Source organism: Streptomyces sp. NPDC005202 (genome assembly GCF_040608235.1).
Lineage (GTDB): Bacteria > Actinomycetota > Actinomycetes > Streptomycetales > Streptomycetaceae > Streptomyces.
In genome coordinates this window covers 1-19,168 of sequence record NZ_JBEXHW010000062.1, presented here as the reverse complement: position 1 = coordinate 19,168, position 19,168 = coordinate 1, and the positions used below count along the sequence as shown (strand labels likewise).

General features: G+C 69.7%; 20 protein-coding genes and 3 pseudogenes. 12 read left to right on the top strand and 11 right to left on the bottom strand.

The window, feature by feature from the left end:
* Positions 1-201: 201 nt before the first annotated feature.
* From ABZV31_RS37230 to ABZV31_RS37215, 4 genes and pseudogenes are all read right to left on the bottom strand, one after another.
* Positions 202-435: pseudogene (locus tag ABZV31_RS37230) on the bottom strand (IS3 family transposase); the annotation flags it as partial.
* A gap of 26 nt (positions 436-461) precedes the next feature.
* Complete coding sequence (locus ABZV31_RS37225) at positions 462-893, bottom strand: nuclear transport factor 2 family protein (protein WP_355901265.1); 432 nt, start codon at positions 891-893, stop codon at positions 462-464.
* Complete coding sequence (locus ABZV31_RS37220; RefSeq protein WP_355901264.1) at positions 886-1,641, bottom strand: SDR family oxidoreductase; 756 nt, start codon at positions 1,639-1,641, stop codon at positions 886-888. Before ABZV31_RS37220 ends, ABZV31_RS37225 begins: the two co-directional genes overlap by 8 nt.
* Positions 1,638-2,333, bottom strand: coding sequence for a type 1 glutamine amidotransferase domain-containing protein (locus ABZV31_RS37215; RefSeq protein WP_355901263.1), 696 nt, complete (start codon positions 2,331-2,333; stop codon positions 1,638-1,640). Before ABZV31_RS37215 ends, ABZV31_RS37220 begins: the two co-directional genes overlap by 4 nt.
* Before the next feature lie 235 nt (positions 2,334-2,568).
* On the opposite strand from ABZV31_RS37215, the pseudogene ABZV31_RS37210 reads away from it, so the two are divergent.
* The 3 genes and pseudogenes from ABZV31_RS37210 to ABZV31_RS37200 form a co-directional block, all read left to right on the top strand.
* Positions 2,569-2,766, top strand: a pseudogene (locus ABZV31_RS37210) (ISAs1 family transposase); the annotation flags it as partial.
* Positions 2,767-2,857: 91 nt separating this feature from the next.
* The gene (locus ABZV31_RS37205; RefSeq protein ID WP_355901262.1) at positions 2,858-3,946 is read left to right on the top strand and encodes a hypothetical protein; all 1,089 of its coding nucleotides are present in this window, start codon (positions 2,858-2,860) and stop codon (positions 3,944-3,946) included.
* Positions 3,943-4,482 (top strand): hypothetical protein, encoded by a 540-nt coding sequence (locus tag ABZV31_RS37200; RefSeq protein ID WP_355901261.1) that lies wholly within the window; start codon positions 3,943-3,945, stop codon positions 4,480-4,482. Before ABZV31_RS37205 ends, ABZV31_RS37200 begins: the two co-directional genes overlap by 4 nt.
* Before the next feature lie 252 nt (positions 4,483-4,734).
* On the opposite strand, the gene ABZV31_RS37195 is transcribed toward ABZV31_RS37200, so the two are convergent.
* Positions 4,735-5,613, bottom strand: a complete 879-nt coding sequence (locus ABZV31_RS37195) for a helix-turn-helix transcriptional regulator (RefSeq protein ID WP_355901260.1) — start codon at positions 5,611-5,613, stop codon at positions 4,735-4,737.
* Positions 5,614-5,835: 222 nt separating this feature from the next.
* Between ABZV31_RS37195 and ABZV31_RS37190 the strand changes: the two genes are divergently transcribed.
* From ABZV31_RS37190 to ABZV31_RS37150, 9 genes and pseudogenes are all read left to right on the top strand, one after another.
* Positions 5,836-6,156: a carboxymuconolactone decarboxylase family protein gene (locus ABZV31_RS37190; protein ID WP_355901259.1), complete on the top strand. Its 321-nt coding sequence runs from the start codon at positions 5,836-5,838 to the stop codon at positions 6,154-6,156.
* Between the two features lie 50 nt (positions 6,157-6,206).
* Positions 6,207-6,620, top strand: a complete 414-nt coding sequence (locus tag ABZV31_RS37185) for a cupin domain-containing protein (RefSeq protein ID WP_355901258.1) — start codon at positions 6,207-6,209, stop codon at positions 6,618-6,620.
* Between the two features lie 67 nt (positions 6,621-6,687).
* Positions 6,688-7,712, top strand: a pseudogene (locus ABZV31_RS37180) (zinc-dependent alcohol dehydrogenase family protein).
* A 114-nt stretch (positions 7,713-7,826) separates the two neighbouring features.
* A complete protein-coding gene (locus tag ABZV31_RS37175; protein WP_355901257.1) occupies positions 7,827-8,594 on the top strand; it encodes a glucose 1-dehydrogenase in 768 nt (255 codons plus the stop codon).
* Between the two features lie 59 nt (positions 8,595-8,653).
* Positions 8,654-9,640: an aldo/keto reductase gene (locus ABZV31_RS37170; protein ID WP_355901256.1), complete on the top strand. Its 987-nt coding sequence runs from the start codon at positions 8,654-8,656 to the stop codon at positions 9,638-9,640.
* A 263-nt stretch (positions 9,641-9,903) separates the two neighbouring features.
* Positions 9,904-11,373, top strand: a complete 1,470-nt coding sequence (locus tag ABZV31_RS37165; RefSeq protein ID WP_355901255.1) for an MFS transporter — start codon at positions 9,904-9,906, stop codon at positions 11,371-11,373.
* Positions 11,370-11,744: a DUF2255 family protein gene (locus tag ABZV31_RS37160; protein WP_355901254.1), complete on the top strand. Its 375-nt coding sequence runs from the start codon at positions 11,370-11,372 to the stop codon at positions 11,742-11,744. Before ABZV31_RS37165 ends, ABZV31_RS37160 begins: the two co-directional genes overlap by 4 nt.
* Before the next feature lie 27 nt (positions 11,745-11,771).
* The gene (locus tag ABZV31_RS37155) at positions 11,772-12,437 is read left to right on the top strand and encodes an SDR family NAD(P)-dependent oxidoreductase (protein WP_355901253.1); all 666 of its coding nucleotides are present in this window, start codon (positions 11,772-11,774) and stop codon (positions 12,435-12,437) included.
* Positions 12,434-12,850 (top strand): hypothetical protein, encoded by a 417-nt coding sequence (locus tag ABZV31_RS37150; protein WP_355901266.1) that lies wholly within the window; start codon positions 12,434-12,436, stop codon positions 12,848-12,850. The genes ABZV31_RS37155 and ABZV31_RS37150 overlap by 4 nt, the downstream gene beginning before the upstream one ends.
* A gap of 1,104 nt (positions 12,851-13,954) precedes the next feature.
* Here ABZV31_RS37150 and ABZV31_RS37145 read toward each other — a convergent pair.
* The 6 genes from ABZV31_RS37145 to ABZV31_RS37120 all read right to left on the bottom strand — a co-directional run bounded on the left by ABZV31_RS37145 (position 13,955) and on the right by ABZV31_RS37120 (position 18,872).
* On the bottom strand, positions 13,955-14,611 hold the full coding sequence (locus ABZV31_RS37145; RefSeq protein WP_355901252.1) for a hypothetical protein: 657 nt from the start codon (positions 14,609-14,611) through the stop codon (positions 13,955-13,957).
* Positions 14,608-15,174: a hypothetical protein gene (locus tag ABZV31_RS37140; RefSeq protein ID WP_355901251.1), complete on the bottom strand. Its 567-nt coding sequence runs from the start codon at positions 15,172-15,174 to the stop codon at positions 14,608-14,610. The genes ABZV31_RS37145 and ABZV31_RS37140 overlap by 4 nt, the downstream gene beginning before the upstream one ends.
* Positions 15,175-15,539: 365 nt before the next feature.
* The gene (locus ABZV31_RS37135; protein ID WP_355901250.1) at positions 15,540-15,995 is read right to left on the bottom strand and encodes a hypothetical protein; all 456 of its coding nucleotides are present in this window, start codon (positions 15,993-15,995) and stop codon (positions 15,540-15,542) included.
* 328 nt (positions 15,996-16,323) lie between these two features.
* On the bottom strand, positions 16,324-17,583 hold the full coding sequence (locus ABZV31_RS37130) for a PH domain-containing protein (protein WP_355901249.1): 1,260 nt from the start codon (positions 17,581-17,583) through the stop codon (positions 16,324-16,326).
* The gene (locus tag ABZV31_RS37125; protein WP_355901248.1) at positions 17,580-18,110 is read right to left on the bottom strand and encodes a PH domain-containing protein; all 531 of its coding nucleotides are present in this window, start codon (positions 18,108-18,110) and stop codon (positions 17,580-17,582) included. Before ABZV31_RS37125 ends, ABZV31_RS37130 begins: the two co-directional genes overlap by 4 nt.
* 264 nt (positions 18,111-18,374) lie before the next feature.
* The gene (locus tag ABZV31_RS37120) at positions 18,375-18,872 is read right to left on the bottom strand and encodes a hypothetical protein (protein WP_355901247.1); all 498 of its coding nucleotides are present in this window, start codon (positions 18,870-18,872) and stop codon (positions 18,375-18,377) included.
* Positions 18,873-19,168: the final 296 nt, after the last annotated feature.

Below are 19,168 nucleotides of genomic sequence, written 5' to 3'. Positions count from 1 at the left end.
CATCGCGTACGGCCTCGGCGCCGTGGCCGGCCAGCGCCGGGCCGTTCTTGAGCCGCGGGCCATCGCCGTGGCCGTCCATCCGGGGCAGGTGCAGCGCAGGTTCGGCGCCTTGGCGGTAAAGTCCCGGCCGATCAGGTCCGGGGCGGCGGTGGCTTGTCGGTCCTGGCGCGTGAGGCAGGCGCGTCCGGTGCGGCGGTGTACCCCGGTCAGGCCCGCCGCCCGCATCAGGCGGGCTATGCGGTTGCGGCCGACGCGCAGACCGTCGACTTCCCGCAGGTCAGCCTGGATGCGTGGGGCGCCGTAGGTGCCGGGCGACCGCTCGTGGTGGGCCTTGATCTTCTCCGTCAGCACGGCGTCCTCCCGCTGGCGCCGGGAGGGGCCGCGCTTCTTCCAGGCGTAGTAGCCCTGCCGCGACACACCCAGCAGCCGGGCCATGAGGGAGACATCGTGGGCCGCCCTGGTCAGGCCCTGGCAATATTCCTGCCCGGCATCGGCTCCGCGAGTGCCTTCCGCCCTTCGGGCGCATCGAAGGGGTCCGCGAAGTACTGCGTCTCGTGTACCACATGCCCGTGGGAGAATTCCATCATGCTCACCGAGTGGGTGGGCACCCCGTCATACGTGATGACACACTCACTCACCCACAGATCCCCGCTGCCGACGATCCGGTGGACGGTGAAGTGCCGACTGGCAGGGTGCCCGCCACGTTGCGCCGAAATCGTCGCGCGGCCCCGGAATCGTTCACCTGACTGGGGGTAGTCGAGGATCGCGTCCGCGGCGTAGACGGCATGCTCGGCGTCGGTATCCCCACGTTCCGATGCTCGCCAGTGTTCCTCGAGGGCGGCCCTGTTGAGCCCTTCGCGCGGAACGGACCCGGTGTCTGCGCTGTCATTCATCGCAATCCTTTCCATGGCCCGCGCTCTGGCCGCCGTCGACGTGGAGGACCTCGCCGGTGACGAAGGACGCCTGCTCGAGGTACACGATGGCCTGGACGACGTCGTCGACCTCTTCCATCCGCCCGAGTGGATGGCGAGCCACGAGCTCGGGCGTGGTCTCCGGGTTCATCGGCGTACGGACGACGCCGAGCGAGACGGTGTTCACGCGGATGCCCTGCCCTGCGAATTCGATCGCCAACTCCTTGGTGACCGCGTTGAGGCCGCCCTTGGTCAACGACGCGAGCGCGCACGGCACCTGTGCATTCGGCTGGTCGACCAGGGAGGTGGAGATGTTCACCAGGTGACCGCCGCCTTCACCGCGGGAGAGCATCGCGCCGACGGCGCGGCGCGAAACGTTGAAGAATCCGCGCAGGTTCACGCCGACGATCAGGTCGAAGTCCTTGTCGGTGTAGTAGGTGAACGGCTTGCCGATGTAGACGCCGGCGCTGTTGACCACGGTGTCGATCCGACCGAACCGATCCATCGCCGCCCCGACTATCCGCTCGCCCGCACCGGGCTCCACCAGATCGCCGCTGAAGGCGAACACCTGCGGGTCCTCGGATTCCGGCATGGAACGGCTGATGGCCGCGACCGCGTACCCGAGGCCGCGGTAGGCGGTGACGATGGCGGAGCCGATGCCCCCGTTGGCACCGGTGATGATCGCGACCTTCCGGGCGGTGTCCGCATCCGTCGTGTCGTCCACGCTCACTTGAGGATTTCCAGCATCCGGTTGCCCAGGATCGCGGCCGAAGCCGGGTTCTGCCCGGTGACCAGGTTGCGATCCTCGACCATGTACGGCTCCCAGATCGGACCGCGGCTGAAGTTGACCCCGACCTTCTCCTGCACATCGGTCTCCAGCAGCCACGGGGCCAGGGGGGCCAGTCCGACGCTCTCTTCCTCCTCGTTGGTGAAACAGGTGATGTCGAAGCCCTTGAACGGCGACTCGCCGTGGATCCTGGTCGCCAGCATCGAGGCAGGCGCGTGACAGACGATGAACAGAGGGTTACCCGAGGTCAGTTGCTGCGTCAGCAGCCGTCCGGCATCGGCGTCCCAGGCCAGGTCCGACATCGGACCGTGGCCGCCCGGCAAGTACACCCCGTCGTAGTCCTCGAGGCGGACATCCGACAGTCGCAAGGGCCGACGCATTACCTCCGCGGAACGGATGACAGCCTCCAATTCGAGGGCGCTGTCATTTCCGCCGACCATCTCGGGCCGTAGGCTCATCATGTCGACGTTGGGAGTCACGCCGTTAGGCGTCGCCACGACGATCTCATGGCCGGCATCCGTCAAGATCTTGTACGGGTTCGCGAACTCCTCGGCCCAGTAGCCGGTCGCGTACCTCGTGCCGTCCTTCAACACCCAGTAGGTGGCTCCGCTCACGATGAAAAGCACCCTGGCCATGGCAAGGATCCCCTCTCGGACGCCTATTTCAGGGTTCCGCGGGATGAGCCAGGAAACCGACTCGCCGCCGCCGGTCTTCCCCCTCTCTCCAATCTAGTCTCGATCATTCATGCGCGCGCGCCGAGGTTCAGGGCTAATTCGGCGGACGGCAGTCGGGCCAGGGCCAGCCCCGACGTCGCTTCCTTGCTGGGTGATCGTTTAGGGCCCGGGCCCGGGGCTGTGGCTCGTGATCACCCTGCATCAGGTCAGGGACACCACCTTCGCCGAGGACGCCTCCCAGCTCCGCACAGGCAACGCACCCCGCGCAATGGCCACTCTCCGCAACCTCGCCATCGGGGCCCTGCGGATCTCCGGAGCAAAGAACATCGCCGCCGGCCTCCGCCACAACGCCCGCGACAACCGCCGTCCCCTCGCCCACCTGGGACTCGGATGATCACAAACCGGACGTCACACAACTACGCCGAAGCCCTGCATTCACCCAGGGTTCGAAAACGGGGCCAACACCCCGGAAAAGAGGGGGAATAGTGCACGGTCGGAATAACCCCCTCCCGCCAGTAGTCCTGGCCCTGCGCCGCGGCTGCTGCACCCGAGTGGAGCGGGACGACGGCACCGCACGGTTCGAGGTCCGTGGCCGACATTTCAAGGGGGTCCTGGACGAGGACGGCAACGCGATCGGCGAAGGCGAGGAGCGAGCAGATCCGTGGATCGTGCTCGAGCCCGTCGCGCGGGCCATCGCCGTCGTCGAGGAACTCGAAGACGGCGAGCAGCTGTTCACCCGCACCCTCTACCGGTACGCGAAGGGCACCTGCATGCCCCGCACCGGGCTGTCCTCCGACGCCGCTGTGGAACGGATCCGCGCCTTCACCGCCTGGGCCAACCAGCTCGCCACCACCCACGACCGCCCCCACGAGCTGATCCCGCCCGACCCCGACGGCGCCGTCGCCCTGCGCCGCTTCCGCCGCACCATCGCCTGGTTCATCTACCGCCAGCCCGGCGGCCGGATCGCACTGGCGGTGCAGTACGGACACGCGGCTACCGCCATGTCGGAGTCGTACGCCGGCCGCTCCCAGGCCGACATGCTCGAAGTCCTGGACCAAGAGAAGGGCCTGGCCCTGGCCGAGACACTCACCGAAGCCGGCGAGCGCATCGCTGCGGGCGAGAGGGTCAGCGGCCCGGCCGCCGACCGCTACCGCGCCGCGGCCGCCGAGTTCTCCGACCGCTACGCCGGGACCTACCTCGGCAAACGCGAGCTACGCGCGCTGGTCGCCAACCCCAGACTCCAGGTCTACGAAGACCCAAAAGCCTTCCTGACCTGCAACCACGACGCGTTCACCGCGCTATGCAACCCGGACCGCGATCGGCCGCGCGACGGCGGCCGCAGCACCCCCGACCACTCCCGCTGCCATCCGGCGTGCGCGAACATCAGCCGCACCGACAGCCAGATCACCGCCCTGCGGGCAGAGGTCGCGCGGATCGACACGGACGCCGACGCCGGCCTCGACCCCTACCCCATCGCGGCCCGCGAACAGCAGCGCAAGGCCCACCTCACCGACATCATCCGCCGCCACGACGCACGGCAGCCGGGCACGGACGACCCCAAGGAACCACGATGAGCAATCCCAACGAGTCCGTCACCGGTCCCCGCGATAGGGCGGCCCTGGCCCAACTCGTCGGCGAGGCCCTCGCCCACGCCCACGCCCAGGGTGATGCTGGCTCCGAGTCCGAGGACGCCGCGGAGGTCAGAGCTATCACCGACGCCATGGTGCGCCTGCTGGCCGGTGCTCCGCTGCGCTCCGACGGCAAGCTGACCATCGTCTCCCTGGCTGCCGAAGCCGGCCTGCGGCGCAACAAGCTCACCCACAAGCACACCGGCCTCAAGGACCTGTTCTACGCCTTGGCCAAGGCCCGCGATCCTCTCCCCGAGTCGCTGTCCGTGTCGGCGCGGGCCCGCGCGGCCAAGCAGCAGCAGGACCTGGCTCGCGTCCGCGCAGAACGTGACGATCTGCGCGCCCAGTGTCAGCTCCTGGCCCGGATCGTTCAGGTCCTAGAGATAGAGATGCATCAGCTCAAGGAGACCAACGCGGCTCTGCAAGGGCAGGTGGCCGCCCGCGCTTCGGTTCCCGACCTCACCCGATGGCGCCGGTCCTGACCGCGGTGCCGATGCCGAGTGGCGGCACCCGGGCGGTTGTCCCTCTTGGGCCGCCGAAGCGACGGGTCCGCAGCGCACACGCGGCCGGCCGCCTCGGTCCGCCAAGCCTCCGGCTATTGAAGGCGGTCACCTGCAGTCCGGGCTCGCCGAGCAGTGCCTGAGTGTCGGCGATTCCACCCGGCTGTACCCATGCACACCGGGTGTCCGCTCGGGCGGTGGCTGAGCCGCCGCGCGGCAGAGGGGCCGCGTCGTTCAGCGCTGGGCGCCGGTGGCGGCATGGGCGTCTTCGGTGGCAGCCCATGCGGACAGCAGGCGCAGGCCGTCGTGGGCGGCGGTGCCTGGTTCGGCGCTGTAGGCGGTGAGGGTGAGGCCGGGCTGGGCGGGCAGGGCCATGGCGTCGAAGTCGAGGAGGATTTCGCCGATCTCGGGGTGGCGGAAGGGCTTGCTGCCGGTGTGGTGCAGGCGCACGTTGTGTTTGGCCCAGGCGGTGCGGAACTCGTCGCTGCGGGTGACCAGTTCCCCGATCAGCGCGGTGAGTTCGCTGTCGCCCGGGGCGCGGCCGGCTTCGGTGCGCAGCAGGGAGACGGTGGTGTTGAGCGATGCTGCCCAGTCGGGGAAGAAGTCCCGGCCGGTGGGGTCCAGGAACTGGAAGCGCGCGATGTTGACCGGGCGCGGGGCGCCGGGGGCGAACAGCGGGGCGTAGAGGGCACGGCCGAGGCGGTTGATGGCCAGGATGTCCAGGCGTCCGTTGCGGACGAAGGCCGGGCTGTCGGTCATGGAGTCCAGGACGCGCTGGATGCTGGCGGGGATGGGTCCGCGCGGCTTCTTGGTGCGGCGGGCGGGTCGGGTGCGCTGGGCGGCGGCCAGGTCGTAGAGGTGGGAGCGTTCGGCGTCGTCGAGCTGGAGGGCGTTCGCGACGGCGTCAAGGACTTCCTCGGAGGCTCCGGCGAGGTGGCCGCGCTCCAGACGGACGTAGTAGTCGATGCTGACGCCGGCGAGCAGGGCGACCTCTTCGCGGCGCAGTCCCGGAACGCGGCGGTTGCTGCCGAAGGCGGGCAGCCCGGCCTGCTGGGGGGTGATCTTGGCGCGGCGGGTGGCGAGGAACTCGCGGATGTCGTGGGCGGTGTCCATACCGCCAGGCTAGGGCCGCCTCGCCGCAGGTGGGGGGTCCTGTCAGTACCTGTAACGACAGTACCTTCCGCGCGCGGGTGACCTGCGGTTTCCTCGATATCGGCGGTGGTTGGCCAACGCCCCGGAACCATCGGGGGCGGTCGCTGCGGCTGCCGGACGAGCTCCGCTCGCACAGAGTGGACCCGCCGGACATGTAATCGCATCATCGCAAGGAGTCATCGTATGGCGAAGCAGTCCGCACCCCAGGAGCTGGCGCAGATCGCGCCGAAGCTGGTCGAGGTCACGAACGACGTGCTGTTCGCCGACGTGTGGGAGCGCCCGGGGCTCTCCCCCCGCGACCGGAGTCTGGTGACGGTGAGCGTACTGGCCGCCTTGTACCGCAGTGAGCAGCTCCCGTACCACCTGGGCAAGGCTCTGGAGAACGGGTTGAGCGTCGAGGAGCTGTCCGAGGCGATCACGCACTTGGCGTTCTACGCCGGATGGCCTAACGCCATGACCGCGATCACGTTGCTGAAGAAGATCACCGACGAGCAGTCCGCCTGACCGGCCCCCGCCCACCCGCACCGACCCCTATCAGATCGAGGAAAGCTGCCGTGGAACACATCACCTCCACCCCCACCGCCAAGGCTCCGGCAGAGCGCTTCACCGGTGACGTCTACCTCAACCCGATCGAGGCGCCCTCCGACCCGGCCCGTCTGGCCGCCGCCCTCGTGCGCTTCACTCCCGGTGCCCGTACCAACTGGCACTCCCACGCCAAGGGCCAGACTCTCTACATCACCGATGGTGTCGGCCTGGTCGGTACCCGTGACGGCAGTGTCGCGCTGGCCACCGCCGGTGAGACGGTCAAATGCCCGGCCGGTGAGGAGCACTGGCACGGCGCGACCGACACCACCCTCATGGCCCACATCGCCATGCTCGTCGGCGACGAGAACAGCGACGGCACTACCTGGCTGGAGCCGGTCACCGACGAGCAGTACGCCGCGGCCTTGAAGTCCGCCGGCCGCTGACCAATCCCGCGAACGCTGCCGGCGCGGGCCGGACAGCGCCCGCCTTGCGTTCATGAAAGGTTCCACCATGCGCGGAGCAATCCTCTACGCCCCCGGCGACGTGCGTTTCGAGGAGCGCGCCGACCCGAAGATCGTCAATGCGACCGATGCGGTCATTCGCACTGTCGCCACCTGCGTGTGCGGCTCGGACCTGTGGGACTACCGCGGTATCAACCCGGTCGAGCAGCCCACCCCGTTCGGACACGAGTACGTAGGCATCGTCGAGGAGATCGGCGATGAGGTGAAGACCCTCCGGCCGGGACAGTTCGTCATCGACTCGTTCTTCGCTTCCGACAACACCTGCGCGAACTGCCGCAACGGCTACCAGAGCAACTGTCTGCACCGGGAGTTCGTCGGCGCTGAGGGCTGCCAGGCCGAGCGGCTGCGTGTTCCGCTGGCCGACGGCACCCTGGTCGCCACCCCTCAGGTGCCCGACGAGAAGTTCGTGCCGAGTCTGCTGGCCTGCTCGGACGTGATGGGCACCGGCTGGTACGCCGCCGTCGCGGCCGAGGTGCGGCCCGGCGACACGGTGGCCGTGGTCGGTGACGGCGCGGTCGGGCTGTGCGCGGTCATCGCCGCTAAGGAGCTCGGGGCGGAGCGGATCATCGCGATGTCCCGGCACGAGTCCCGCCAGAAGCTCGCCCGAGAGTTCGGCGCCACCGACATCGTCGCCGAGCGCGGCGAGGAGGGTGTGGCCCGGATCAAGGAGATGACCGGCGGGATCGGCGCCGACCGTGTGCTGGAGTGCGTCGGCAACGAGCAGTCGATGCAGCAGGCCCTGAACTCCACCCGCCCCGGCGGCAACGTCGGCTTCGTCGGCGTCCCCCACGACGTGGCGATCGACGGCACCGAGCTGTTCTACTCGGCACGTCGGCCTGCGCGGCGGCCCCGCCCCCCGTGCGGGAGTTCCTGCCCGACCTGATCGACGGAGTCCTGTCCGGCCGGATCAACCCGGGCAAGGTCTTCGACCTCGAACTGCCCCTGTCCGAGGTAGCCGAGGGCTACAAGGCCATGGACGAGCGGCGCGCTATCAAGACTCTCCTGCGCCCCTGACCCCAGGCATGCGCACCGTCTTCTGACCAAGCAAAACGCCCCGGTCAGAAGACGGCATCTTTCCCGTGCCGGGCGGGGTGATGTCCGGCAGCACGAACGACAGGAAGTGCCACAGTGAATCCGCAGTACGACTTCGAGGGCCGGGTCGCCCTGGTCACCGGTGCGGCCTCCGGTATGGGGCTGGCCGCCGCGCGCGCCTTCGCCCAAGCGGGCGCTGCCGTCGTCCTCGCCGATGTCAATCAGCAGGCGGTCGAGAAGGCCGCCCAGAACCTGACCGACGCCGGCCATCAGGCGATCGGTGTGGTGTGCGACGTCACCGACGAGGACCAGGCCGCCGCGATGGTCGACCGTGCGGTGAGCGCCTTCGGCCGCCTGGACATGGCGTTCAACAACGCCGGCATCCAGGCCCCGCCGTCGGACGCGGCCGACGAGAGGGCTGAGGACTTCGACCGCGTCAACGCCGTCAACCTCCGCGGCGTGTGGGCCGCACAGAAGCACGAGCTGCGCCAGATGCGCACCCAGGGCTCCGGCGCGATCGTCAACTGCTCATCCCTCGGCGGTCTGGTCGGCCTGCCCGAGCGCGCCGCCTACCACGCGTCCAAGCACGGGGTGATCGGCCTGACGAAGAGCGCCGCCGTCGAGTACGCCGCCAGGGGCATCCGTATCAACGCCGTGTGCCCCGGGGTCATCGACACCCCAATGGTCGCCGGCATGCTCGAAGGCCAGGCCGAGGCCATGGCCGAGATCATGAAGCAGCAGCCCATCGGACGGCTGGGCACAGCCGAGGAGGTAGCCGCCGCCGCGCTCTGGCTGTGCAGCGACGCCGCCAGCTTCGTCGTGGGCGTCGCCTTGCCCGTCGACGGCGGGTACACGAGCCACTGAACCACCCGCCGCTCGCGGCCCTCACCGCCACCGCACCACCATTGACAGGGAGATCGACCATGCACACGCGTACGTTGGGCCAGGGTCTGCAGGTGTCGGCCATCGGCCTGGGCTGTATGGGCATGTCGCAGAGCTACGGCCCTAACCCGGGCAGCCGCACGGACATGATCGGTGTGCTGCGCGGCGCGGTCGAGCGCGGCATCACGTTCTTCGACACCGCGGAGGTATACGGCCCCTACGTGAACGAGGAACTCGTCGGCGAGGCCCTGGCTCCGGTGCGGGATCAAGTCGTGCTGGCGACGAAGTTCGGCTGGCGCATCGAGAACGGCACGTCGACCGGCCTCGACAGCCGCCCCGAGCAGATCCGGCGGGTCGCCGACGCCTCGCTGCGTCGGCTGCGCACCGAGACGATCGACCTCTTCTACCAGCACCGGGTGGATCCGGACGTGCCGATCGAAGAAGTGGCCGGCGCCGTCGGTGAGCTGGTGCAGGCGGGGAAGGTGCGGCACTTCGGGCTGTCCGAGGCTGCGGCGTCCACGATCCGCCGGGCCCACGCGGTCCACCCGGTGACCGCGGTGCAGAGCGAGTATTCGCTGTGGACCCGCGATCCGGAGCCCGAGGTCCTGCCGACGCTGGCCGAGCTGGGCATCGGCTTCGTGCCGTTCAGCCCGCTGGGCAAGGGATTCCTCACTGGCACCGTCGACGCCGCCACCTCGTTCTCCGACGGCGACGTCCGCACCACGATCCCCCGCTTCAGCGAGACCAATCGCGCCGCCAACCAGCAACTGGTCGACCACGTTGCTGCCCTGGCACAGGCGAAGAACGCCAGCCCCGGGCAGGTGGCGCTGGCCTGGCTGCTTGCCCAGCACCCTTCGATCGTGCCGATCCCCGGCACACGCCGCATCGAGAGGGTCGAGGAGAACGCCGCCGCCACGCACGTGGCCCTGTCCGCGGACGAGCGGGCAGATCTGGATGCGGCAGCGGGACGTCTCGGCGTCCACGGGGACCGCTACAACGAGACCCACATGGGCCTGGTCGGCAAGTGACCCGGTCGCGCCGGCCGCCGTCACGCCCGGCGCAGGCGCATGCCGCGGTGGTGCCTGAGCTCGGGCACAGGCACCGCCTGCAGGGCAGGGGGGTTCTGCCGCTACCGGGAATGACCGTGCCTTCCGCGCGCACGTGACCGGCGGTTTCCTGGAAGCGACCGGGAAGCGGACGCACCGGTTGCTCGAAGTCCAAGGTGCTCCGCCCTTCCGCCCCGCGTCAGCGGCGCAGCCCCCCTTTCATCTGGCTCTGGAGTCTTCACCTCATGTCGTTGCCGGCCCTCTCCGCACCGCACAGCGGTGCTGTCACCGGGCACCGGGGACATCCCGGTTCGGCCCTGGCAGCAGCACTGCTGGGCTTCTTCGTCATCACTCTGGACGCCTTGGTCGTCAACGTCGCGCTGCCCGCGATCCGGACAGATCTGGGCGGCGGGATCATCGGCCTGCAATGGGTGGTGGACGGCTACACCCTGATGTTCGCCGCCCTGCTGCTGTCGGCCGGTTCGCTGTCGGATCGGATCGGCGCGCGCCGCGCGTTCGGCCTGGGCCTGGTGGTGTTCATCGCCGCGTCCGCGGCGTGCGGGCTGGCCCCCAACCTGCCCTCGCTCATCGGAGCGCGGCTGGTGCAGGGCGCCGGAGCGGCGGCGATGATGCCCACGAGTCTGGCCCTGATCCGCGAGGCTTACACCGACCCGGTCAAACGGGGCCGGGCGGTGGCGCTGTGGGCGGTGGGCGGCGCGGTCGCCTCCGCCGCCGGGCCGGTGACCGGCGGAGCGGCCAGCCTGATCAGCTGGCGGATGATCTTCTTCATCAACCTGCCCGTCGGCGCCGTCGCGCTCGTGCTGCTGGCCTTCTCCGCCCGCTCGCCGAGCCGTCGGGTGCCCTTCGACGTCACCGGGCAGATCAGCGCGGTGCTCGCGATGGGTGCGCTGACGTTCGCCGCGATCGAAGCGGGTTCCGCCGGGTTTACAGCTCCCCAGGTCTGGGCCGCGACCCTGCTCACCATCGGGGCGGCCATGGTGTTCGTCCGCGCCCAGGCCCGCGGCCGGCACCCAATGGTGCCCCTGGCGCTGCTGCGCCACCGGACCGTGCTGATCTCCTGCGGCGCCGGGTTCGCGTTCATGGCCGCCTTCTACGGCATGGTGTTCGTCTTCAGCATCTACCTCCAGCAGCAGCGCGGCCTGTCCGCACTCACCACCGGACTCGCGTTCGTGCCGATGACCGTGCTGTCCGCGTTCATCAACCCGCTCTCCGCCCGCGCCGCCGAACGCTACGGGCCCCGGGTCCCGATCGCCTGCGGCATGTTCCTGATGACAGGCGGCCTGCTCCTGCTGGCCCTGGTCCCCGCCGGAACACCCACGTGGGCCCTGGCACTGCTGATGCTCCCGGTCGGAATGGGCGGCCCCCTGGCCATGCCCCCGACCACCGCCCTGCTCGTCAACAGCGTCCCCGCACAGCAGACCGGCACCGCCAGCGGCATCTTCAACACCAGCCGCCAGCTCGGCGGCGCACTGGCCGTCGCCGTGTTCGGCGCCCTCATCGCCGACCAGGCGCATTTCCTGCCCGGCCTGCGCGTCAGCCTCGTCCTCGGCGCCCTGACCACCCTGGCGGCCGGCGCCGCCAGCCTCTGCCTGCGCCCCACACCCGCGGATCCACGAGACGGCGCCGCAGCGACCATCCCACCGCCTGCCTCACCCCTGCCGGAAGCGCGATGCGAGAAGGAGACACCACGATGACGCACTGGACCAGCGACCAGCTCAACACCGCGGAGCACACCAGCGAACTGCACATCCAGCCCCAGCGTGCCGATGGGCGGCTGCGCACGCCCACCACCATCTGGGTGGTCCGCGACGGCGACGACCTCTACGTCCGCTCCTACAACGGCCCGCACGGCGCGTGGTTTCGCACCGCGAAGACCAGCGGCACCGGGCACATCCGCTGCGGCGGCATCGACCAGGACGTCACGTTCATCCCTGTCACCGACCCGGCGCTCAACGACCGTATCGACCGGGCCTACCGCACCAAGTACGCCGCCGCCAGCGCCTATGTCCCCCCGATGACCGCCGACGGTGCCCGCGCGACCACCCTCAAGCTCACCCCCTGCTGACCCGCCCCATCCCGCGAGGAGCATGCTGTGACCACGTTCGCCCTCATCGGAGCCGGACCCGGACTCGGCGCCGCCGTCGCCCGCCGCTTCGGCCGCCACGGCTTCGACATCGCCCTGATCTCCCGTTCCCAGCCCCACCTGGACACCCTGGCTGCCCAACTGGGCGAGGACGGCATCACGGCCCGCGGCTTCGCCGCCGACGTCCGCGACCCCGACGCGCTTGATGCCGCGCTGGACGCCGCGACCAGCACACTCGGCCCGATCGAGGTCGTGCAGTACAGCCCCGTCCCCCACAAGGACTTCATGAAGCCCGTCCTGGAGACCACCGCCGAGGACCTGCAAGGCCCCTTCGCGTTCTCTGTGGGCGGGCCGGTCACCGCGGTACGCAACGTCCTGCCGGGTATGCGTGAACTGGGACGGGGCACGGTGCTGTTCGTCAACGGCGGCTCCGCCGTCCAGCCCCACCCCGACCGGGCCGGCACCTCGATCGCCTTCGCCGCCGAGAGCGCGTATGCCCGCCTGCTCCACGACCAGCTCGCACCGAACGGCATCCACGTCGCCCAGCTGATCATCCCCGGCGCCATCACCCCGGGCGACGCTCGCAAAGACCCCGACGTTTTGGCTGGCCTGCTGTTCGACATCCACCGCGAACGCACCGGCTTCAGGCACTTCGCCGAACCTCTCGACTCCTGACCAGCTCGCCGAGCCGCCGGAAGATTTTTGATGAACCATGCCGCGCTCGTCACCGCAGTGGCGGCGGTCGCACTCACCGTGCCCGCATGGAAACCGCCCGCTACCCCGACGAACCGCGCCTGGCCAACCTCGTCGAAGAACTCACCGCCAGCGACGCACGCTTCCGCCGCTGGTGGAGCGAGCACGACGTGGCCGCGCGAGGCAAGGGCACCAAGATCCTTCACCACCCACGCGCCGGTGAACTCACCCTCGACTGGGACACCCTCAACTGCGGGCCCGACCCCGACCAGCACATCATCATCTGGACCGCAGCACCCGGATCCCCCTCCCGGGACAACTTCAGCGACTGCGGAGCACGGCACACAACGCTCAACAGCAGTCAGACGCCTAATCCTGCTAACCTCGGCGGCTAAATAGACGGCAACACCGTAGTGTCCGCAGAAGCGGTGCGCGCCCCAGTGGCGGACGTTCCGTGCGCCTACCGCGTGCAAGGCGTCTCGTAGCCAGAGGGCCGGGTTGCAGCCGGCTCGAGGCGCCGGGGCTCCGAGCGACATGAGCTTGGCTTCGACGTATTCGTGCCCTTGTTCCTGTCTTCTGACCTTTTGAGCTGCGCGGTCGTTGAGGACGGTGCCGTCGGGCAGCAGCTTGATCGTGCGTGCGGTGGCGCGGCCGGTGTAGGCCGCGTTCGACCCTTGATAGATTGTACCAATATGCCCAATTGCTACAAGTTCACCCTCGTTCGTTCTGTGTGGTACGAAACAGCGGGCCAGGAACCAGCTTTCGGTGTTTGCCGGGCATTCGTCCAGGAGGACGAAGCGTGAGCACTCCAAGGAAGCCACGTTGGCTTCAAGGTCGGGCAGGGCGCGCTCGAGGACGGCTTTGCTGACGGAGAGTCCGAACACAGCCACCCCGCTCAGGCGCGGCTCGCCGTCAACGGTATTGAACAGGCCGAACGTCTTTTTAGCGGTCGGGAAGGAGCCGGAGTAGTGGTGCCGGAGTACGAACTCCTTGGCCGTGCGTACGGCGAGCGGCTCCAGGTGGAAGTGGCGCGGGTCAAACCCGCCGGCACTCGTATGACGCCATGAGTGCCGGCGGTTCTGCCACCGCTGGCACCATGCCGTCGCCGTGGGCATCTCCCCGAGGTTGTCGGTCGGCAGGCACTCCTGGGGTGCTGGTGGAGGCATGCGAACGGGAGCAGGCGGGGTGCTGGACATGCTGGGCACGAACGTCTCCTTCGGGCGTTTGGAGGGGGGACGGTGGCGTCATGGGGCAGGTCGTTTCGCCGGACGTGGGCCGGAGCTGATGCAGGCGGGGCCGTGGCACGCTGACACCGGGGCAGTCGGAGGGGAGAGTCCACGCGTGGCGGCGCGCCTCCGCCGTGCAGATGGGCCCGCGACCGTTCTCCGGCCCTGGCTGGACGGTGGACGGTCGGTCGGCTAGCGGTGCAACTGCGAGATCTGGGAACGCTGACGGCCCGCAGCCGAACGGGCTGCGGGCCGTGGGGTCCGGCGGATGTGTCAGGCGGCCAGGTCGCAGGGGCCCTCGCTCGCGGTGTCGTAGGGGGTGTGGCATCCGGGGCAGTGGCCGTCGCGGTGGTCCGGGATGAGCCTGGTGGGCACGTAGCGGGCGGCCTGCGTCGTGTCGGAGACGTAGACGGTGCCGTCGGCGTCGCGGCTGAACCGGATGGCGCCCGGGGCGCGGCGGTCCCGCGCACGGCGCAGGGTGGCGGAGACCTGTCGGCGGGTGAGGATCGCAGGTTCATCGTGGCTGGGCAGGCGCCAGGTGCCCGCAGTCCTCAACTGGATCACGTACTGGTCGGCTTCGAGCAGGTCGGTAATACGTCGGACCTGGGCGCCCGTGATGATCGCACCGGGCATCGCGTCGTAGACCGATGCGCCTTCGGGGATGGGATCCCCGTCCAGGACGCCGCCGGTGGGGTTCGCCGGGGGATAGGTGAGGTACAGCCTGAGCCAGTCTCCTGCTGCGGGCGTCTGAAGGTCGGCGAGCGCCTGAAGGACGGCCCGCAGGGCGGGGGTGTTGTAGCGGGGCTCGCGGCTCCTCGCACCGTCACGGAATCGGGCTACGGCCTGGTGGGCGAGCCAGGCGGGGGTGTCTCCGAAGTGGCCGGCTGGAAGCTCGATGGCGAGCGGGCAGGGCTGCATGTTGTGGCTCATGGTGCGCACCGCCAGGCGGGCGGTCTCGGTGAGGAACGCGGCGGTGGCCTCACGCGGGAACGGCAGTTCACGAGCGGCGGCCTGACGTGCGTAGGACTCGAGCTGGGGCAATGTGCGGGTGTTGTCGTGGCGGCGATGTCGTTGGCCTCGTAGGCGAGGTTGGCGAGTTCGAGGACCTGGTTCCCGCTCAGGCCGGGGCGATGGGCTGCGGCGCGGGCATGGATGGAGAGGATGAACAGGCGGGTCCGTGCGTTCAGTTCGGCGGGCGGCTGGATGATGGGTCCGAGGCCCAGGCGGAGGGTGAGCGGGCGCAGAGAACCCGAGGCGGTCAGACGGTCCTCCGCATGCGCGTCGAGGTCTTCGGCGAACTCGGTGTTGGTTAGGTCGATGTAGGCGAGGGTGCCGTCGTCGTGGCGTACGGCCACGTTTTCGCTGTTGTAGGTCAGCGTGTGGCGGGCGGGGTCGTGTGTCGTGGTGATGGTCAGGGTGTTGACGGTCTGCTCGTTGGCGCGGCGGGCGGTGAGAGCGTCACGGGCGGCGGTGATCAGTTGTGCGGTGTTCACGTGCGGTGTCCTTTCGGCATGGAGTGGCGTTGGGAGGCGGGGCGGGGCATCGGGTGTGCGCCGTCCGGGCCTGACGCCACGAACGGTGGCCGGGCGTGGGGCTAGAGCCGCAAGAGCGGACATGGCAGCGCCCCGGCACGGACCGGTGGTCTTTGCCGGGGCGCTGGTGGTGGTCGGAGCCGCTGGCCTGGAGGGCGATGCGGTGGGCCACGAACGCGGGCACCTGCCCTTTGGGACGGAGGAAGGCCAGGGCCTGGGTGCGGCGCGGCGCGGGCGGCGGAGGCACGAGGAGGACCCTCGCTGCCCTCGCGGCCGCAACCGGGCTACTGAGTCCCATGGTTGCGGCCCGGGCGGGACGCCAAGGATCAGCTGGACCCGGGCCCCTGGGACGCCTCCTCGCCGTCGGCTTCGTCGTCGCGCTCGGTTGCGGTGTCCTCGGGCCGTCCCCGCTCGGCTGCTCCGGCGGTGTTCACACTGTCGGGCTTGTACCAGGCGTATGCACTGGCCAGTTGAGCCAGGGCCAGCACGGCAAGGACGGCGATCCAGGCTGGGGCTGCCGCTTTGGCCAGGCTCATGGCGGATGCGGCGGCGGGCAGCAGCCCCGAGCACGTCAACAGGCGGCTGTTGAGCATGTTGCGTCCCGTGCGTTGGACCGGCGCGCGGCCGAGGAACAATGCCTTGAGCGTCCGGTTTTGTCCGCACTCGTCGTCCGGCGAGTCCGGCGCAAGCGCGGTGTGCAGGGTCATCCCCAGCATGGTGAGGATGTGCAGGAGCCCGGCGCACATCAGCAGTACGGTCAGCATGTCGTTGGACTCGGACACGGTCCCCCCTTCTCAGTTCAGTCGTTGCGGCGCGGTCGTGCGCCGTCGTGGGAACTGTGGCGAGGACCGGTGTTAGGCCCGCAACTGGCGTGCGGGCACTGTCGCTCTATTGGTTGCGCCCCCGAGCGGATACAGGAAACCGAGATGTCCCCGCAGCGGCCCAGGCGAGGGCCACTGCGGGGACGTGCTGCGCTGGTCGAAGTACGCCAAAAAGGGCGGCTGCGGCGGTGTGGGAACGATGCACCCGCTGTGGGTAAGCCCGGAAGCCACCGTCGCGGCCCCGGGCGGTCGCGGGAGGTGCGGTGCCGGGGCCGTACGGTCTGCCCGGTCAGTGGGCGGCGATGCTGCTCGCCCGCGCGGCCGCGGCAATGGCGGCGGCTTCGTCGGCGTCGCGGTGCCGGGCCTTGAGCCGGGGGCCGCCGGCCAGCTCGATCCGAACCGTCGCCAGGCGGAGACGACGCTGCCAGGGACCTTGGAGCAGTCCGATGCCTTGGATCTTAGAAGCGGGGCAGAGGTGGACGACGTTCCGCAGGAAAAGACCCCGCCAGACGCAGAGATAGCCGGAGGCCGCTCGGTAGGACAGGGCTCGGCTGAACAGCGTGGCCCAGCGGGCGCGGTGCGGCGCCGGACCGGCTGTCTCCATGGCGTCGACGGCCTCCGGCCCGTACAGGTCGCGTACCAGGTGCTGGGCCTCCTGGTAGGTGGCGACGGGCGCCAGCAGTTGGGGAGCGTGCCCGGCGGTGGCAAGACTGATGCGGACCCAGTTCTTGCGGCGCCACAGCACGGGCTGCTCCAGGAGGAGGGCCTGGGTGCGCTGGTGTCGCAGCGTGTGGTGCTGGGTGTCGAACAGGCCGAACTGGGTGCGGTTGCCGCCGGGTTCGGGGGTGACTCGCCATCCGAACCACTGGATCCAGGGGCGCGCGGTCATGCGCCACACCGGCCCGAGGACCCCGGCCAGGGAAAACAGGGCGAGCGGCTCGGTGGACAGGAGGTAGGGCATCAGCCCGACCAGCAGCATCCCTGCGGCGCTGGCCATGATGCGGGCGTCGAGCACGATGGCCAGGGCCAGCATGCGCGGTGACACGGACATCAGCGGGCGTGCGGTGTCCTCGTTGTGCGACGTGGATTCGGATGTGCTGTCGCGGGCCATGTTGGCCAGGAGGGCGCGGTGCAGGATGGCTGCCTGCCGGGTGCCCAGGTAGGCGAGGTCGCTGCTCTGTCCGGTTACGGACAGGCGCAGGGTGCACACCCCGATCAGCCGGCCGAGTAGCGGACGCCGGATGTCGGCCGCCTGCAAGTGGGCCAGCTCGAAGCGGCGGCGGCGGTGGAAAACGATGCCCGAAGAGTAGTAGAGGGCGTCTGGGGTCAGCCGGTAGGAGGTCTTGCGCCAGGAGCCGTACCCGTAGGTGACGGCGAGCAGGGCGACCCCGGCGATCAGCAGAGCGAGCAGCCATCGGGGCCACTCCCTGGCGGATTCTGCCAGTTCCGGCAGATCGCGGAAGACGAGCATCGCGACGGTTGCCGTGATGGCCCATGCGCGGCGCCAGGGGGTGATGGGATGCAGGCGTCCTTCAACGGTGTCGGTCACAGCGCGACCTGCTTCTGCTGGGCAAGGCGGGTGAGCACGTCGCGGATCCACTCTGCCTCGGCGGTGTCGAGGTTTTTGAGGGCCGCGCCGCGGTAGGAGCCGGTCCGAGCGTGCACGGTGGCGAGGCCGAGGCGGCGCTGCATGGGCCCCGAGCGCACTTCAACGGTCTGGATGCGTCCGTAGGACATCGCGGTGAGGTGCTGGTGGAGCAGTCCGCCACGGAGTAGGAGTTCGTCCTCGGTGAGGCAGTATCCCGTCGCCTGCCAGCGGGCGCCGAGGCGTTTCCAGCATACGACCGACCATCCGGCGAAGGCGGTGACGAGGGTCCAGAACGGCCACACGGCCAGATCGGCGTGCAGGAACTGGACGAGCGTGGTGGGGACAATCCCGAAGAGAAGGGCGACGAGCGTGGTCCAGAACGCGAGGGTGAGGCGCCACACGGTCAGGGCCTTGCGGGGCAGGCATGTGAAGGTCACGCCGGGTGGCTGGAACAGGGCACGGGGCTCGCAGGGTGGGGTGTCGCTCATGGGAAACTCCTGTGGGAGTGGAATGGTCAGGGGTGCGGGGCCGTCCTGCTGCGCGAGGCGCCTCGCCGCTGGCCGGGCACGGGCCGGCGGACCGCACAGTGCGGAAGCTGTGACTTAGCGCCGCAACCCCGGGGCCTCACTCACCCAGCGGCCCGTGAGCGCCCGCCGCGGTGCGGGAATGCTCACGGCGAGCAAGCGGCGAGGGCTGTCCCCGCTGGGGGACGGCCCTCGCCTTGGTGAACGGATGCCAGCTCGGTGTTGCAACTAGGCTGCGATGCCAGGCCGTTCGTAGCCGTCGATGACCTTCCTCACGCGGGTGCCGAGGATGGTCTCCCCGGGCCCGGCGAGCCACTGTGCGGTCGTGAGAGCAGGTGTCTCGCGCAGGCTCGCGATGAGTTCGGACAGGTCGATGTGAGGTGCCCCGTTGGCGTTACAGGGGCTCTCGAAGACACCAACCTCGGGGACGTGCGCGACGTTGTGGCCGTCGGCTTCCTCGAAGTAGGGGTCCTGCCACAGCAGGAAGGTGGTTTCCGGCGCGTCGGCTCGGAGGCGGGCGGCCAGGTCGTCAGATGCGCCCAGCGGGGCGTGGTGGGTGCCGTAGGCCTGCCCGAGGTGGAGGAAGACCTGCTTGGTCTTGGTGAGACCGCCGGGCAGCCCCCAGTCCGTGGCGAGGCCGAAGGACTCCATGGCCCGGCAGACGGCGGGGTGCTCGTGTTCGGGAGAGTCGTAGACGATGACTTGCAGGGGCGATTGTGAGGACATGTGGACTCCTTGTCGTCGTGGCGCACCGCGGAACGGTGGCCCGGTGGAGCGCACTGTCGAAGGGCGCTTGCCAAGCGGCGCAACCACCCACTCGGCGTCTGTTGGACGGCTGAAGGTGCGAGGGTCCACTTGGCCGCAAAGAGCAATCGGGCCCGCACATCTGTGTGCGGGCCCGAGGCGGAGGCGGCCGGTGGGGAGGCGGAGTGGAGTTGCTCCGGTCCGGTAGACACGGACGGGCTTGCGTTCTACGCGGCAGCGTAGGCGAGGTTAGCTGATGCTTGTGGTGCGTGTCGGCG

Coding starts and splice junctions, on each gene's coding strand:
- ABZV31_RS37225 (WP_355901265.1), bottom strand. CDS start 893: ATGAATGACAGCGCAGACACCGGGTCCGTTCCGCGCGAAGGGCTCAAC.
- ABZV31_RS37190 (WP_355901259.1), top strand. CDS start 5,836: ATGGCGAAGCAGTCCGCACCCCAGGAGCTGGCGCAGATCGCGCCGAAG.
- ABZV31_RS37165 (WP_355901255.1), top strand. CDS start 9,904: ATGTCGTTGCCGGCCCTCTCCGCACCGCACAGCGGTGCTGTCACCGGG.
- ABZV31_RS37215 (WP_355901263.1), bottom strand. CDS start 2,333: ATGGCCAGGGTGCTTTTCATCGTGAGCGGAGCCACCTACTGGGTGTTG.
- ABZV31_RS37200 (WP_355901261.1), top strand. CDS start 3,943: ATGAGCAATCCCAACGAGTCCGTCACCGGTCCCCGCGATAGGGCGGCC.
- ABZV31_RS37125 (WP_355901248.1), bottom strand. CDS start 18,110: ATGAGCGACACCCCACCCTGCGAGCCCCGTGCCCTGTTCCAGCCACCC.
- ABZV31_RS37120 (WP_355901247.1), bottom strand. CDS start 18,872: ATGTCCTCACAATCGCCCCTGCAAGTCATCGTCTACGACTCTCCCGAA.
- ABZV31_RS37195 (WP_355901260.1), bottom strand. CDS start 5,613: ATGGACACCGCCCACGACATCCGCGAGTTCCTCGCCACCCGCCGCGCC.
- ABZV31_RS37160 (WP_355901254.1), top strand. CDS start 11,370: ATGACGCACTGGACCAGCGACCAGCTCAACACCGCGGAGCACACCAGC.
- ABZV31_RS37145 (WP_355901252.1), bottom strand. CDS start 14,611: ATGAGCCACAACATGCAGCCCTGCCCGCTCGCCATCGAGCTTCCAGCC.
- ABZV31_RS37170 (WP_355901256.1), top strand. CDS start 8,654: ATGCACACGCGTACGTTGGGCCAGGGTCTGCAGGTGTCGGCCATCGGC.